General features: G+C 46.2%; 13 protein-coding genes. 1 reads left to right on the top strand and 12 read right to left on the bottom strand.

Annotation, left to right across the window (positions count from 1 at the left end; all coding sequences use genetic code 11):
• Positions 1–307: 307 nt before the first annotated feature.
• The 9 genes from ACZ5ZC_RS15370 to ACZ5ZC_RS15330 form a co-directional block, all read right to left on the bottom strand.
• Positions 308–724: a hypothetical protein gene (locus tag ACZ5ZC_RS15370; RefSeq protein WP_005396167.1), complete on the bottom strand. Its 417-nt coding sequence runs from the start codon at positions 722–724 to the stop codon at positions 308–310.
• A complete protein-coding gene (locus ACZ5ZC_RS15365) occupies positions 708–1,760 on the bottom strand; it encodes a formate dehydrogenase subunit gamma (protein ID WP_301615087.1) in 1,053 nt (350 codons plus the stop codon). The genes ACZ5ZC_RS15370 and ACZ5ZC_RS15365 overlap by 17 nt, the downstream gene beginning before the upstream one ends.
• A 14-nt stretch (positions 1,761–1,774) precedes the next feature.
• Positions 1,775–2,383 (bottom strand): formate dehydrogenase FDH3 subunit beta, encoded by a 609-nt coding sequence (gene fdh3B, locus ACZ5ZC_RS15360; RefSeq protein WP_005377536.1) that lies wholly within the window; start codon positions 2,381–2,383, stop codon positions 1,775–1,777.
• Between the two features lie 11 nt (positions 2,384–2,394).
• Positions 2,395–5,250 carry a formate dehydrogenase subunit alpha gene (locus ACZ5ZC_RS15355; protein WP_074191458.1) on the bottom strand — a complete coding sequence of 952 codons (2,856 nt, stop codon included), beginning with the start codon at positions 5,248–5,250 and terminating at the stop codon, positions 2,395–2,397.
• 10 nt (positions 5,251–5,260) lie between these two features.
• Positions 5,261–5,461 carry a twin-arginine translocation signal domain-containing protein gene (locus ACZ5ZC_RS15350; RefSeq protein WP_005396171.1) on the bottom strand — a complete coding sequence of 67 codons (201 nt, stop codon included), beginning with the start codon at positions 5,459–5,461 and terminating at the stop codon, positions 5,261–5,263.
• Between the two features lie 73 nt (positions 5,462–5,534).
• A complete protein-coding gene (locus tag ACZ5ZC_RS15345) occupies positions 5,535–6,161 on the bottom strand; it encodes a TorD/DmsD family molecular chaperone (protein WP_054867070.1) in 627 nt (208 codons plus the stop codon).
• Between the two features lie 9 nt (positions 6,162–6,170).
• Positions 6,171–7,832 carry a 4Fe-4S dicluster domain-containing protein gene (locus tag ACZ5ZC_RS15340; RefSeq protein ID WP_140097442.1) on the bottom strand — a complete coding sequence of 554 codons (1,662 nt, stop codon included), beginning with the start codon at positions 7,830–7,832 and terminating at the stop codon, positions 6,171–6,173.
• A 308-nt stretch (positions 7,833–8,140) separates the two neighbouring features.
• Positions 8,141–8,770 carry a DUF3306 domain-containing protein gene (locus ACZ5ZC_RS15335; RefSeq protein ID WP_053807409.1) on the bottom strand — a complete coding sequence of 210 codons (630 nt, stop codon included), beginning with the start codon at positions 8,768–8,770 and terminating at the stop codon, positions 8,141–8,143.
• Positions 8,760–9,224, bottom strand: coding sequence for a DUF3305 domain-containing protein (locus tag ACZ5ZC_RS15330; protein ID WP_005396177.1), 465 nt, complete (start codon positions 9,222–9,224; stop codon positions 8,760–8,762). The genes ACZ5ZC_RS15335 and ACZ5ZC_RS15330 overlap by 11 nt, the downstream gene beginning before the upstream one ends.
• A gap of 325 nt (positions 9,225–9,549) precedes the next feature.
• Between ACZ5ZC_RS15330 and ACZ5ZC_RS15325 the strand changes: the two genes are divergently transcribed.
• Complete coding sequence (locus tag ACZ5ZC_RS15325; protein ID WP_005396179.1) at positions 9,550–10,383, top strand: formate dehydrogenase accessory sulfurtransferase FdhD; 834 nt, start codon at positions 9,550–9,552, stop codon at positions 10,381–10,383.
• Positions 10,384–10,743: 360 nt separating this feature from the next.
• Here ACZ5ZC_RS15325 and ACZ5ZC_RS15320 read toward each other — a convergent pair whose 3' ends face one another.
• The 3 genes from ACZ5ZC_RS15320 to ACZ5ZC_RS15310 form a co-directional block, all read right to left on the bottom strand.
• The gene (locus tag ACZ5ZC_RS15320; protein ID WP_012841837.1) at positions 10,744–12,336 is read right to left on the bottom strand and encodes an ABC-F family ATPase; all 1,593 of its coding nucleotides are present in this window, start codon (positions 12,334–12,336) and stop codon (positions 10,744–10,746) included.
• Positions 12,337–12,565: 229 nt separating this feature from the next.
• On the bottom strand, positions 12,566–14,605 hold the full coding sequence (locus ACZ5ZC_RS15315) for a sensor histidine kinase (protein ID WP_464932071.1): 2,040 nt from the start codon (positions 14,603–14,605) through the stop codon (positions 12,566–12,568).
• Complete coding sequence (locus ACZ5ZC_RS15310) at positions 14,595–16,046, bottom strand: sigma-54-dependent transcriptional regulator (protein WP_464932070.1); 1,452 nt, start codon at positions 16,044–16,046, stop codon at positions 14,595–14,597. The genes ACZ5ZC_RS15315 and ACZ5ZC_RS15310 overlap by 11 nt, the downstream gene beginning before the upstream one ends.
• Positions 16,047–16,079: the final 33 nt, after the last annotated feature.

Genomic DNA, 16,079 nt, shown 5'->3' with positions numbered 1-16,079 from the left:
GTATGCGTAGACTGAATGTATTGATGGCAATTTTCACGTATGCAACTCTTTGAATTTCTGAGCGCAGCGTACTTTAACGGGACGATGAATCCTGAGTAAATGAACAATAGCGTGAGTGAGACTAATGTCTCATCGCGACGCGATTTTTTTACATGTTTCTTACTTAACTATGATTTTCTGCCCAGTTACGTAAATTCACTCAATAAGTTGCATCAAGTATCACCTGTGGGACTCAGCGCTTCATATTTGAGACATGACAGCAACAAAAAAACCGCCTATTACGGCGGTTTTGCTTAAAGAATACTGATTAAAGGTTTGGACCTGTCGATGGTCTGTGTGGTTGGTTATTGCGCAGTTGCTGCATCCCTTGAAACATTCGCATAAACCACACCAAGATGGCTAATGCAGCAAACACCATCCCTATCCAAGGAATAAAGTAAGCGATGGTTTCAAGCAAAGTACTATGCAACCAATAATCACTCACGCCAACGAGTACACCGTTAGAAGTCGCGACGGTGACGATCAACACAACAAAAAACGTCAGGTAGAGAAAGAAGGTACGAATTAAACCGTAGTAATGAGAAATCACTACGTCGCTGTCTTCTCCCTTATCTAATCGGTAACCAGCATAGATAATTGCAATAACGCCTGAGATCAGAAACGTAAACGGGGTCAGACAGCTCAGGATGTACGCAACCCAAATCCCGTTATGAGGTTTGTTCATTCGCTTTCGCTCCTTTTGCTTCCGTTTGTGCCGTATCTGTTTCGCCCATCGCTTCTTTGGACTTCACTTCTTCATACCAAAGATCGTGGTGTTCTTTCGCCCATGTCTCGTCAACTTCACCAGTCACCATGCCTTCTAACGCACCTTCCATACCAAATAGACCAATATAGATGTGGAAGATAAAGCCACAGATTAGAATCAGTGCCGAAATCGCGTGAACTAAGTTAGAAAGCTCCATGTCACGGCGAGTTTGGCCAAAGATAGGAAAATCTAGAACTAAGCCACTCACTGCCGCGATAGCACCAAAGAAGATCAATAACCAATAGATTGCCTTCTCGCCACCGTTTGAGAAACCAGCTGACGGATGTGTGCCTTTGTGTTTACCAACCATACCGCCCATTTTCATGAACCAACGAACATCAGTCATGTTTGGAATCGACTTGCGCCACCATTTAAAGAGCACGAGCATCAGCAAAATGAAGAACAATGGTCCCATGTAATTGTGGTACTGCTTCGCCAACATGACGATAAAGCCCCAGAACTCAGTAGGAACGTACGGTTTTAAGAAGTGCTTACCGTAAACCAGCATCAAACCACTGAATGCCAACGTTAAGAATGTAAACGCCATACTCCAGTGAAGCGCGCGGTCTAAACGAGACCAACGTTTCATCTTTCTGCCAGTACGCGGCTTGCTAAGCATTAAAGGGCCAACGAGTACGTAAGCCATGATTACCAATGCAATACTGCCGAAAATCGCGACAGCACCAGCTGGAGACATCCATTTCTCTTTTAGAATGTACCAAGTCTCGCCAGGTTTACTGATCAATACGCCATGTTCTGGCGATTGAGACGTGGTGTAGCCTTCTTGCCCCTCTCTGACTTCGCGCCAATAGTCTGCCCCGGCGAGTTGCGTGATCTCCTGTTGAATAACTTTAGAAGATTGTTCCTCTGCTGAAGCAGGCATTGCGAAAGTCATCAGCAATGCCGTCATCATTGACAGCATTGCTAGAGACGCACGTTTAAGCGTGTTTAACATGTGCCTCTCCTTACTTAGCTTTTCGTCGCATCGTAAGAAAGATCGTTTCCGTCTGTCCAACCTGCGTTTTTCGCGCCGCGTTCTACCACACGTTGACGGAAAATGTCAGAGACTTTCTCTGCGTCACCCGCAAGCAGCGCTTTGGTTGAACAAAGCGATGCACACATTGGTAACTTGCCTTCTGCGATACGGTTCGCACCGTATTTTTGACGTTCTTCCTCAGAGCCAGGCTCTGTTTCTGGGCCGCCCGCGCAGAACGTACATTTATCCATTTTGCCACGTTCACCAAACGCTTCTTGTTTAGGGAACTGAGGTGCGCCAAACGGACAAGCAAACAAACAGTAACCACAACCGATACACAGATCTTTATTGTGAAGAACGATGCCGTCTTCGGTATGTTCGAAACAATCAGCTGGACAAACTGCCATACAAGGCGCATCGGTACAGTGCATACAAGCAACAGAGATGGAGTTTTCACCGGCTTCACCATCGTTTAGTGTTACCACGCGGCGACGTTGAATGCCCCATTCAAGCGCATCGTCGTTTTCGTTCTTACATGCAGTAACACAGCCGTTACACTCGATACAGCGCTTGGTGTCACATAGAAATTTCATTCGTGCCATTGTCAGACTCCTTACGCTTTACGAATGTTACATAGGGTTACTTTGGTTTCCTGCATCAAGGTAACCGGGTCGTAACCGTAAGTGGTTGCCGTGTTAGCCGATTCGCCAACAACGTAAGGCTGTGTACCTTCTGGGTATTTAGGACGTAGGTCTTCACCTTCGAACTTACCGCCAAAGTGGAACGGAATGAACGCCAAACCAGGTTTCACACGACGTGTTACCATCGCTTTCACCTTGATTCGTCCCTTCTCTGCACCTTCAACCCAAACATCATCACCATCTCTAAAACCAAGGTCGTTCGCGTCTTTCGGATTTACTTCGACAAACATTTCTTGTTGAAGCTCGGCAAGCCATGGGTTTGAACGCGTCTCTTCACCACCACCTTCGTATTCAACCAGACGACCAGAAGTCAGAACGATTGGGTACTCGCCCGATTTGTCTTGCTCTTGAATTGATTTATACAATGTAGGTACACGGAAGATTGCATCTTTGTCTTCCCAAGTTGGGTAGTCCGTTACAAGGTCACGGCGTGGTGTGTAAAGTGGTTCACGATGCAGTGGCACACGGTCTGGGAACGTCCAAACAATCGCACGCGCTTTCGCGTTACCAAATGGAATACAACCGTGCTTGATCGCGACACGCTGAATACCGCCAGAAAGGTCAGTCTTCCAGTTTTTACCCTCTGCTGCCACTTTCTCTTCAGCAGTTAGGTCGTCCCACCAACCAAGTTGTTTCAATAACTTGTCAGTGAACTCTGGGTAACCATCTTTGATTTCACAGCCTTTCGAGTAACTGTCTTCTGCAAGAAGGCTCTTGCCTTCGAATTCCACACCAAAGCGCGTACGGAAGTTACCGCCACCTTCTGCAACCGTCTTAGACGTATCGTACAGAATGTGTGTGCCTGGGTGTTTCATTTCCGGTGTACCCCAACATGGCCAAGGTAGACCGTAGGTTTCACCGTTGACAGGGCCACCTTCCGCTTCCAATGTGGTTTTGTGGAACGTATGCCAGTTTTGTTGGTGCGCTTTCAAACGCTCTGGGCTTTGGCCTGTGTAACCAATCGTCCACATGCCTTTGTTGAATTCACGCGTTAGGTCTTCAATCACCGGCTGGTTGTTTTCAACACGGATGTTTTTGAACAGAAGATCTGAATAGCCCAGTTTCTTCGAAAGCAGGTACATGATTTCGTGGTCTGGTTTTGATTCGAACAAAGGTTCAATCACCTGATCACGCCATTGTAGAGAGCGGTTAGAAGCGGTAACACTGCCGTATGTTTCAAACTGCGTTGTTGCAGGAAGCAGGTAAACGCCGTCGGTACGGTCGTTCATTACCGCAGCAACAGTTGGGTATGGGTCCACGATCACCATCATGTCCAGCTTCTGCATCGCTTTTTTCATCTCAACACCACGTGTTTGAGAGTTCACTGCGTGTCCCCAGTAGAACATTGCACGGATGTTTTCGCGTTGACGAATGTTGTCTTTGTTTTCCAGTACACCATCAACCCAACGGGATACAGGAATACCTGCACTGTGCATTGGTTTCTGACCGCTATAAGCGTTATCATCGAAACGACCTTTAATCCATTCGTAATCAATTTCCCACACTTTTGACCAATGACGCCAAGCGCCTTCAGAAAGGCCGTAGTAGCCCGGTAGCGTGTCAGAAAGTACGCCAAGGTCGGTTGCGCCTTGTACGTTATCGTGACCACGGAAGATGTTTGCGCCGCCGCCTGATTTACCAATGTTACCAAGTGCGAGCTCAAGCACACAGTAAGCACGTGTGTTGTTGTTACCGGTAGTATGCTGAGTACCACCCATACACCAAACGATACAGCCTGGGCGATTTTCAGAAAGCAGTTTTGCGGTTTGGTAAACGTCTTCTTCGCTTACGCCTGTTACACGCTCAACTTCTGCTGGCGTCCACTTCGCTACTTCAGCACGGATTTCATCCATACCGAATACACGTTGACGGATGAACTCTTTATCTTCCCATTGGTTTTCGAAGATGTGCCACAACACACCCCAAATGAATGCTACGTCAGAACCAGGACGAAGTGATACATAGTGATCCGATTTTGCTGCCGTACGTGTACGACGAGGATCCGCTACGACGATCTTACAGTTGTTCTTCTCTTTTGCGATCAGAATGTGCTGCATCGCTACTGGGTGTGCTTCAGCTGGGTTTGAACCAATGAACAGCATCGACTTACAGTTGTGCATGTCATTGAAAGAGTTGGTCATCGCACCGTAACCCCAAGTGTTTGCTACACCCGCCACGGTTGTTGAGTGACAAATACGCGCTTGGTGGTCAACGTTGTTAGTGCCCCAAAGTGATGCCATTTTGCGGAACAAGTACGCTTGTTCGTTGCTGTGCTTTGCGCTTCCCAAGAAGTAAACCGAATCAGGGCCAGACTCTTTGCGGATGTCCATCACCTTGTTACCGATTTCTTCGATCGCTTGATCCCAAGAAAGCTTTTTCCACTTACCGTTTTCAAGCTTCATTGGGTATTTAAGACGGCGCTCACCGTGACCATGTTCACGCAGTGCTGCGCCTTTTGCACAGTGACCACCGGCGTTAAATGGGTGGTCGAATGCAGGCTCTTGACCCGTCCAAACACCATTTTGAACTTCTGCGTAAATACCACAACCCACTGAACAGTGAGAACAGATAGTACGTTTTACTTCTGTTTTCGCTTCTGGATCGACGGATTTTGCTTGCGCTTTTTTCATCATTCCCGGTGCGAATAGACTAGCACCAACCACTGCGCCACCAGCGGCAAGCGAAGTGTTTTTCATGAATGCACGACGAGATACGCCAAGCTGGTTCGTTTCTTTGCTCACACTGTCGGAGCGTTTGACAAGTTTCATCCGTTATCTCCTAAAGTGTATCGTAGTAATCGCGAATGTGTTGAGTTTCACGATACCCTTTCTTCTTCACGTCTTTTTCAGAAGGCTCAACCGTTTCTGAAGCAACGGCCACTTTCGTGGTTCCCGCAACAACAGCACCAGCAACGGCAGCGGTTGTGAAGCCTTTTAGGAGATCCCTACGGCTTGTGTTTATTTCTTTATTATCTTTCATCATTGCTTCCTTACCTTACGGTAGATCTTTGGAGACTCATGCCTCTCTATCGATATGACCAAGTACTGCTCGATTACTCGTAATCAGTGACGTTTTTCACATCAATTTTTAATTTGTTCTTACTGCTTTTGGTGTTCACGCTAAAGCGCACTTGCTCTAATGTTAAAAACGCATCGCAAAGCTGTGCAGCTGGCTTGTAGAAGTTCACGCTTTCTGCGTTCTCTAGTTGGCGCGTAAAAGATTGGAACCAAGGGGCGATGTGTTTGTTAAACAGCGCTTGTTGAAGTTCTTCCTCTTCACCCGTCAGCATTGCCATCACTTCGCACAGTGCAGAAATATGGTCTTCAGGCTCTTTCACGTTCTCTTCTCGCTCGATGCCTAAAAGATCCAAATCGCGACGAATTTCCGCTAACGGTTTTTCCATCATCGAGCCAGTGCGATGCCAAGACCCGAATGGCACAACTTCACCACGTCCAATGCCAATAAACAGATCTTGATATTCTTCTTCTAACGCTTCTCGCTGCGCTTCGTTCGCGGCTTGTTGCAGTGCGAGCCAAGCTTTTTGCATCGCGCTCTCAGACGGTTCAATTTCTAGCGATTTCAGGAACGCCAGCATTTCATCACTTGGCGCACTACGAAAAAGTGCGGATAGAACGAGATAAATGTCTGTTCTCAGTGTTTGTTCTTGTTGTGTATCCACTGCGAGCTCCTAGTATTTCAATTGATTCATTGGATCTGCAGCCATCGATTCAAACATGTCGATCACACGACAGTCTTCACACATGGCGATGCGATTAATGGCAGCTTCATCAGAGAAATGAGAATGGCCACGAAGCTTGTTTTGCAGCATGTCGATCATCGATTGCGGAGCAAAAGGCTTGTGACAGCGAATGCACTCGGCTGCCTTTTCTTCATGAATCACAACCGCTTTCTGGCGTTCTTCTTTCACCCAGTTCATACGAGGAGTAAGCGTCAGCACTTTCTCTGGACACGCTTTCTCGCACAGCCCACATTGAATGCAGTCTTGCTCGACGAATTTAAGCGACGGAGATTGGCCGTCCGTATGCAATGCACGAGTTGGACACACCGCCACACAGCTCATGCACAACGTACAATCTTTACTTTCACAAGAAACCGTGCCGTAAGGTGCGTTCGCTGGCAGTTCAACAATGTTCTCAACTGGAATACGTGATGCTGACAACGCATCCAACGCCGTAAATAGACGCTGACGTTTGTTGCCTTGCAAATCACCTAATGCCAAATCAAAAGACTCGGTACAAAGTGTCGGAGCACCTTCACGTAGTGACTCTAGATACAGAATGTCGATGGTTTCTTTGGCGATACCAAGCTGGTCGAGCAGCTCTTGAGCAATACCTACTTCGCTATTAAGCACACGAATAATGGTTTGAGGCATAAAACGCGAAGCCGCAAACAGCACCTGAGTGGCACCGTTCACAAGCGCAGCGAACCAAGTATCAATACCAACCGAAGGCAGTTCTTCCACCACAATGGGAATCACATTATCTGGCAGTGCTTTTAGTGCCATCACGTTGTAGCTCTCGTGGCGAGAACTACAAATCAATACGATAGGGTCTAAACCACCCGCTTGCTCATAGTTGGCTAGCGTACGTTCAATAAACTTTTGTGTATCTTCGGGGTTTGGCAATGCGTAATGAATAGCTTCTGTCGGACACGCCGTAGCACAAGTACCTACGCCTTGACATAGGTATGGGTTGATCTCGATGCGATGGCCCGTTTTGTCGCTGCCTTCACTCGATAGTGCCCCTGCCGGACAAGCATCCACACAACGTTCGCAACCTTTTACGCCACGAGAGCTGTGTGCACATAGATCGGTATCTAAACGGAAGAATTTAGGTTTATCGAACGTCCCCATCAAGGTTGGAATTTCTTCCAACGCTTCAGCCAGTTTCGGATAGCCACGACCAACTGGGTAGTAGCCCGGTACTGGTACTTCTTCCGACATGCAGCTGTTTAGGCAAAGATCGAGTACGATATCGAAACAATCGCTATTGATCGCGACCTTGGCAAGATTGTTGGTCGAACCATGATTTTCAATCAGAACTTCAAACGTACCTAAGAACCCTGAAACCTGAACCGAATTAGCGTAGTAAAGCTCGGGATTTATTCCCTTTTCGCCATCGGTAGAAAGCAGCGTTAGGCTGTTCATTTGCGACAATTGCGCTGCCGCACTTTCGATGATTGCCGTTGGACCCACAATCAAAGTATTACCGCCGCTTTCATAGCTTACGGTTGGTGGAATAAGATTGGTCAACTCTACGGTATTTTCGAAAGCGTACAGCCTCGCTTTACCGTTATTGGAAGTTGCTTGTTCTAATAATTGTTTCAGCATTGCTCAATTCCATTTATGAACATGGATAGTCTTTTCCATCTCTTAGTGTAGTTAGCGCCGGAGATTCTGCTGATTAACTTATCAATGAGCATTCTTGTTCCGCCGTCTATAGGCGATGAATACTACGCAGTGGGTCCGGACTAACTTCAACCAGATTGGTATTGAGCAACAAATAGCAAATGTCGTGCCAATTAAATATCAGCTAATTTTCAATAGGTTAGCTATTTATCTTAGAAATTGTAGGGATAAAAAAACCGACTGGGACATTTTGTCTCAGCCGGCTCATTGAGTGTTTAGTCAAAATGTACCTATTCTTTGTGTGGTATATTTTGTCTCACCTCGTTAGGCGGTGATTCTTCAGCAAAAGTATCACTTTCGCCAAATACTGTATTTATATACAGTTCATTTTCATCTTGAGTAATTTGGCCACTTTTGTCGGTGTTTGACTCTGCGTCTTCAACTACCTCAGATGCGATATCGTTAGCGTTAAGCTCAGGCCCTTGCGCAGTTTCAGCGTCTGGTTCGTCTTCCACTTTGTCTTTAACCCAATCACGCAGCGTCTCAGCGACGTCTTGAGAAAGTGACTTTAAGTTACTGTAATCATCATCGTAATCGTCTAGGCCGTCACGCACGTTAAATTCTTCGGACAAGAACATTTTGCGCAGCGCGGCTTTCTTAACACTTTCTGAAGCTTCAGAAACCAGCAGTTGCGCCACAGACATTTCTTCGGTTTTTTCAGTCTCTACACTCGCGGTAATGTCTGGAGCCTGACTATGCTCATTGACGTTCAAAGCGTCTGAGCTTTCGTCAGCGTTTGAAAGCGCTGTGACACAATCTTCGGATTGCTCCGTCTCTGCTATCGGCGTGATCTCTTCATCATGTTGGGAAGATTCTGCTAATTTACGTTTCGACCAACGGCTTAAAAAACTAGTTGCCATTTGCTCTGCCCGCTCCTTTGCGTTTCTTACGTCTTACTTCTAACAACTCACCGTGGCGACCGATGAAGGCTTCCATCCAAGCCTGAACGGCTAACGGCATATCGTTGGATAGTACAAGGTTGTCGCCATCCATATATTGCGCCGCGACAGATTGTGAAGCCGTTAGTAGCTGTATCGCTGGTTTTTCACCAGACTCGACGTTATCCATCACTAAAAAAAGTTTAGGTTGCTGAGAGCTTAAGTTAAAGCGGTAGTCTGTACGCTCGTCTTTGTGCAATTGCAACAGACAAACATCTGGAGTCTCTTCCGTCGGATTTAGCGCAAATCCCGTCAACTGCCATTGGGTTGTTACCCAAATCCCTGTACTGATCTCATGCTCAACAAGCTCTACGCCAATTGGCCATGCGTCTTCGGTCTTCTCGTAATTGTTCTCGAAATCTTTCTTATCCGACATAACTCACCCAGTTTTTCTATTTTGGTCTGAAAGCAATCAGGACACTTTGACCTTACTTTCGACCATTTTATTGACTTATAAGCAATAAACGAGCCACACTGATAAAGCTTAGCCTATTCATGTCCTCTGGCTATAAGTACCAAACTAGCCGAAACTCAAATGTACTGATGTGTCATTACTGCGAACTCGCAGTTTTAATGCATTGTTGACATAAAACCTCGCAATTTTTGTGGGAACCGCTATTTTGGAACGAGATTTGCTTTGCTAACCACTTAGCAAGCTAAATGCGTAGCAACCTAACGCTCTTAATCACTAGGACACGACTGTGCTGAAACCAAATATTATTAAAACCAGTGAAAATCCCCTGCAAACCATTGAAGTCGATGTGTACGACGAGTACGGCGAAAAGCTCACAAAGCAAATCGCGTGCGAGCGTCCTCTTACGGTCATGCTGAACTGGAAAGAAGTGGTCACGCTCATGACGCTAGGTTCGCGTCCAGAAGCGCTAGTACTGGGTTATTTAAAAAACCAAAGCTTCCTGTCCGATCCAGCCGCAATTGAATCCGTCATTATTGACTGGGAAACGCATTCCGCAGCGGTGATTACTAAAGAAAATACCGAACATTTAGAAGGCGCTCTGAAAAAGAAAACCGTCACATCTGGCTGTGGTCAAGGCACCATGTATGGCAACGTGATGAAACAACTTGAGAATTACCAAGTGCCTCAAGTTCCGCTTAAACAATCAGAAATCTATTCCGCATTGGAAGCGTTGACTCATTACAACGACACCTACAAAAAAGCAGGTGCGGTGCATGGCTGTGCGGTTTGCAAAGGCAATGAGGTATTATCATTTGTGGAAGATGTCGGCCGCCACAATGCAGTGGATACGCTTGCAGGTGAGATGTGGCTCAAAGAAGAAACAGGTGAAGATAAAATTTTCTACACCACTGGTCGCCTTACTTCAGAGATGGTGATTAAAGTGGCCCAAATGGGCATTCCTGTTCTGCTTTCTCGCTCTGGCGTTACTCAAATGGGGTTAGATCTTGCGAAACAATTTGGCATTACGACGATTGCGCGAGCAAAAGGTTTACGCTTCCAAGTATTTACCGGAGCCGACAAGATTGAGTTTGATGTGAAAGGCGAAAGTGCATCTCGTTAACGAGAAATAATACAAAACCGTCGATTCGTGTAAACTTATAACAATTGGGATAAGTAAATCATCACGTTATGAAGGCTTAATTAAACGATATAACTCAGAAATAGCAACATGTGTTGTAGCAATACAACGCTTGCTTTAATTGATGCTAACTACAGCTCATTCACAAAGGATGTGAACTATGGACAATGACCAACTGTGGAATTTTTTGCTCACGCCCAGTGGCATCATGCTCTCAATGATCATTACATTTGGTGTCGTCGGCATATATGCGTATATAACCGGTCAATTTAAGGATTAAGACCAATATAAAAAGCCTCGCTAAATAGCGAGGCTTTTGCTTTTTAAACGCTTCGCGAGTAATTACGCGTCAACGCCACGAGATTTTAGGAACTCAGAGTACGTGCCTTTGAAGTCCGTGATCTTGCCATCGCGGATTTCGATAATACGCGTTGCTAGCGAGTCTACGAATACACGGTCGTGAGATACGAAGAACAACGTGCCTTTGTATTGCTCAAGCGCAGTGTTCAAAGATTCAATCGATTCCATATCCATGTGGTTGGTAGGTTCGTCCATTAGCAGCATGTTTGGCTTGTGCATCATCAGCTTACCAAGCAGCATACGACCTTGCTCACCACCAGACAGTACTTTTACTGACTTTTTAATGTCGTCTTGACCAAACAGCATACGACCAAGGAAACCACGAACGACTTGCTCGTCATCACCTTCTTGACGCCATTGACCCATCCAATCCGTTAGGTTCATGTCTTCTGCAAAGTCATGCGCGTGGTCTTGCGCGTAGTAACCGATGTTTGAGTTTTCAGACCATTTGTACTCACCCGCACGCGGTTCAAGCACACCAGCAAGCGTGTTTAGAAGTGTTGTTTTACCCACACCGTTCTCACCGATGATCGCAACGCGCTCACCCACTTCAAAAATTGCATTGAAGTCTGAGAACAAGTCCTCTTCGAATCCTTGGCTTAGGTTTTCAACAATCAGAGCGTTACGGAACAGTTCTTTCGACTGTTCGAAACGAATGAATGGGTTTTGACGGCTAGACGCTTTAACTTCATCCAGTTTGATCTTGTCGATTTGCTTAGCACGAGATGTCGCTTGTTTTGCTTTCGATGCGTTTGCTGAGAAACGTGCAACGAACGTTTGTAGCTCAGCAATTTGTGCTTTCTTCTTCGCGTTGTCGTTTAATAGACGTTCACGAGCTTGAGAAGCTGCTGTCATGTACTCATCATAGTTACCTGGGTAAATGCGCAGTTCACCGTAATCCAAGTCCGCCATGTGCGTACATACTGAGTTTAGGAAGTGGCGGTCGTGCGAGATGATGATCATGGTGCAGTTACGCGCATTTAGCGTGTCTTCCAACCAACGGATCGTATCCATGTCCAAGTTGTTGGTAGGTTCGTCAAGCAGCATAACGTCTGGGTCTGCGAATAGAACTTGCGCTAGAAGCACACGAAGTTTCCAGCCCGGCGCCACTTCACTCATTAGGCCGAAGTGCTGCTCCATTGGAATACCCACCGCAAGAAGAAGCTCGCCCGCTTTGGCTTCTGCCATGTAGCCGTCCATTTCCGCAAACTGAACTTCTAGGTCAGCCACTTTCATGCCGTCTTCTTCACTCATTTCAGCAAGTGAGTAGATACGGTCACGCTCTTTCTTCACTTCCCATAGCTCTTTATGACCCATGATAACGGTATCGATTACCGTAAATTCTTCGTAAGCGAACTGGTCCTGGTTTAGTTTTGCAACGCGCTCGTTTGGATCGTAACTCACGTTACCGCTGGTTTGCTCAAGCTCGCCGCTGAGGATCTTCATAAAGGTTGATTTACCACAACCGTTAGCTCCAATTAAGCCGTAGCGATTACCTTCGCCGAACTTAACTGAAATGTTTTCGAATAGCGGCTTAGCGCCGAATTGTTGAGTAATATTCGCTGTGGAGATCAAAACCTTTACCTTAGCAATTGGGGTGTATTTAGAAAAACCGGGCAACGGTACTTGTTCATGCTACATACTGCAAGTGTTGTTTTTATTAATTCATCGCTAGTGAAACCATCGCAGTGCTTCTTCAAAGCAAAAAGCTCAAGCACAAATGCGTCATTGAATACAAAATTGAATACAAAAAAGAGCCAGTATTATAACTGGCTCTTTCTTCCGTAATGCTTACAACAAGTGACTAAGCGATATTCGTCACCTCTAGGATCAGCTCGGCTTTTTTAGGTAAATAAATACTGAATTTACTGCCCTTTCCCCATTCCGACTCGGCTTTTAGCTCACCACCCGTTTGGCTGAGGATACTTTGAGAGACCGACAGTCCCAATCCAGTACCCTCTCGCTTCGTCGTGTAAAATGGTGAGAAGATTCGATTCAAGTTTTCTGGCTTAATACCGCAACCCTCGTCAATAACATGAATCGCGGCTCCTTTCACTTCGCCCTCGTCAATCCAGTCTTCACTGACTACGGTTAACGTGCCTTTGCCGTTCATTGCGTGAATGGCATTCATTTGCAAATTAACTAAGATTTGTAGCAAGTGGTGACGGTTTATCTCAACGGACGTATGCGCTTGTAGATCAGTCACAAACTCGACGTCGCGTTTCTTGGTGCCCGTTTTAACCAAGGTGATGCTTTCATCAATGATAGGATTGACATGTTGCCAAGTGATTTCATCTTGAACACCACCTTGGCGACTGTATTGCAATAAACTGCGCGTGATATTGCGAATACGGTCGATTTGCGCGTGAATCGCATCAATCTCTTCTTGTACTCGACTTGCATCGTCACCCAACTCAAAGTGGATCAACTCCACGTTGCCAAGGATCACGGCGGTTGGGTTATTAATTTCGTGAGCAATCCCCGCGGTGAGTTCTCCCAGTGCTGCCAGTTTTTCATGAACAACGAGTTTGTCGCGAGTTTGGTTGAGCAGTTGAATATGCAGCTCTAAATCTTGGGTTTTTTCTCTAAGGCTTGCTGTGCGCTCTTGAACTTTGCATTCAAGTTGTGCTGCGGAGTTCTTCAGTTCAATTTTGCGCTCTTCTAGCGCGTCTAACATATCATCAAACTGTCTGGCTAACTGCGCAAGTTCATGATCGGCATCCAATCCCAACGGACCAATCCGTTTTTCTTTACCTTGTTGGACCTGCTTCACCACTTTATGGATGCGTTCGATCGGTCGAAACAGATCATAAGAACCGCGATATACCATCACGCCGGAAACCAGCAATAACATAACCGTAATCAAGCTAATTTCGGCAATGTTGGTCATGTAGGCTTTAACGAATGGCCACATTAGGTAACCCGTATAAAGCATACCAATAACATTGTCGTATTGGTCTTTGATCGGTTGATACGCCGTAATATACCAAGCGTCATACACATAGGCTCGGTCAACCCACTGCTCACCTTTTGAAAGTACTTGGTTATACACTTCTGCGCTCACGCGAGTGCCTATGGCGCGCCCTAACCTATGCTCGCTGTCTAGAGGGACGTTGGTGCTTACACGCAAATCATCAAGAAATACCGTCAACGTGCCAACCGGACGAAGGCGATCATTATCGCTGAGATAGATTAAGTCGCGAATTTGATCTACCAATACAGTGCTGTTATTGAGAAGCAAACCACCATCAAGAAAGCCGATCAAATCATTCGTTTGGCTATACACAGGAATCACGGTTCGACTGACTAACCCACGCGCTTCCATGCCACCATCAGCAAGAATAGGCACTTCCGCTCGTTTAGCGAGTTCAGGATCGAGGCGTTCGAGTTCTTCTTTATTGAGTACATCAAAAAACGATTCTCGCTTAGTGAGATCCATAAAGCGGAATTTGTTTTCCATCGAGTTGACGCGTTGGAAAGAGAGAAAATCTAAAGCATATCGTTTCTTCTGCTCAGTGACCCACTTTTGCAGCTCATCTTGCGGTATCCCTTGATTGATGCGAATACGAAAATCGTATGAGTCAGCAAACGCACGTACGTAATTCGATTGCTTTTGCTGTAACAACGTTACGCTGTTATTCGCAACACCAAGACGCTCAGAAACATCAAGCAGTGCATTTTGCCACGTATAATGGATGGACCAATAAATGGTAATCCCGATCAGGGCTATCAAAGTCAGAAAGATAGGTGCGGAGGTTAAAAATAATAAGCGATAACGCACCATGGTTTTAAAACGGTGCGTCCATTTCGACAATCCTTTGTGCTGCGGGCCGTTAGTCGGCATATTCCTCATCCTCAGAATCCCATTCTTTATACTTACGTTCTAAGGTCTTACGCGCAACGCCTAAGTCACGAGCAGCGGCTGATTTGTTGCCTTCGTGCAAATTAACGACCTGTTTTATATGCGCTTTTTCGACTTCTTTCAGTGTCCAGTTGTTTGGATACCCCTCACCCGTGAACTCTCTACCTTCTTTAAACGTCGGTAGTTCAGCAGAATGAGAAACAGTAATCGACACATTAGGCAATGAGTGTCCACCATTTAGCTCCCGCCAATAATGCGCAGGCGGTTTGCCAAGCAAAATGCATCGCTCAATCAAGTTTTTCAGCTCACGAATGTTTCCCGGCCAATCGTACTCACTCATGGCTTCCATGTCCTCGTGCGCCCATTTTGGCGCAGGCATACCGAGCTCGCGCGTCAGCATATTGCTGAAAAATGGCACGAGCTCAAACAAATCGGTTTTGCGCTCACGCAGAGGACACACTTCGATTTTGAGCACATTCAAACGGTAATACAGGTCACTGCGGAAGTTGCCTTGGTTGACCTCTTCTTGCAGGTTTCGGTTGGTGGCGGCAACAATACGGACATCAATGCTGATTTCTTTTTCTGAACCAACAGGACGGATAGTACGCTGCTCTAACACACGCAATAATGATGCCTGCATTGCAAGTGGCATTTCCCCAATTTCGTCAAGAAATAAGGTGCCACCGTTCGCAACACGGAACAAACCTTCACGAGATTTTTTCGCACCGGTAAACGCCCCCGATGTATGACCAAATAACTCACTTTCAAGTAGCTCTGGCGCAATGGCGCCACAGTTGATTGGCACAAATGGGCCCGTTCGCCCACTCGCTTTGTGAATACCTCGCGCAACCAGCTCTTTACCCGTACCCGACTCACCTTCCACCAAAACAGAAGCACGCGACGGTGCAAACTGGTTAATAAGCTGCTTAAGCTGACGCGTTTTTTCTGAACCACCGATGATCTCGGAGGTATTGTGACGTTGGTAATCGCGCTTCATGGCGTACTGCATGCGCTCGTTCAAGCGACGATCCATGCAGCGGCTGACCGCTTTTAGCATTTGTTCTAGGTTGAAGGGCTTGAGGATAAAGTCAGAAGCACCAAGTTGAAGTGCGCGAATAGCAATCTCTAAATCCGCATAGCCCGTCATGAAGATCACATCGGCACGTTTGTCGTCATCTTCAAACGCTTCTTCCCACTCAATCCCAGAGCGCCCCGGCAGATTAATATCCAGTAAAATCAGATCATAATGTCGAGAATTACGCAGTTGCTCTGCTTCTTCGATGCTGCCAGCAGTGTCGACATGTGAGAAAAGCTTCCCCAATGCCTTTTTCAAAATGGCTTGCATGCCCAATTCATCATCAACGACCAGTACGGAAAAGGCGTTATATTGTTGGTTTGTACTAATATGGGATTGAGTAGACATATTTACCCCAGATGGCTTCGGATGGGACAGAGT

The sequence above is a fragment of the Vibrio sp. JCM 18905 genome, assembly GCF_055393305.1.
The sequence above is the reverse complement of the archived record's forward strand: the minus strand, read 5'-3'. Positions and strand labels throughout refer to the sequence as shown.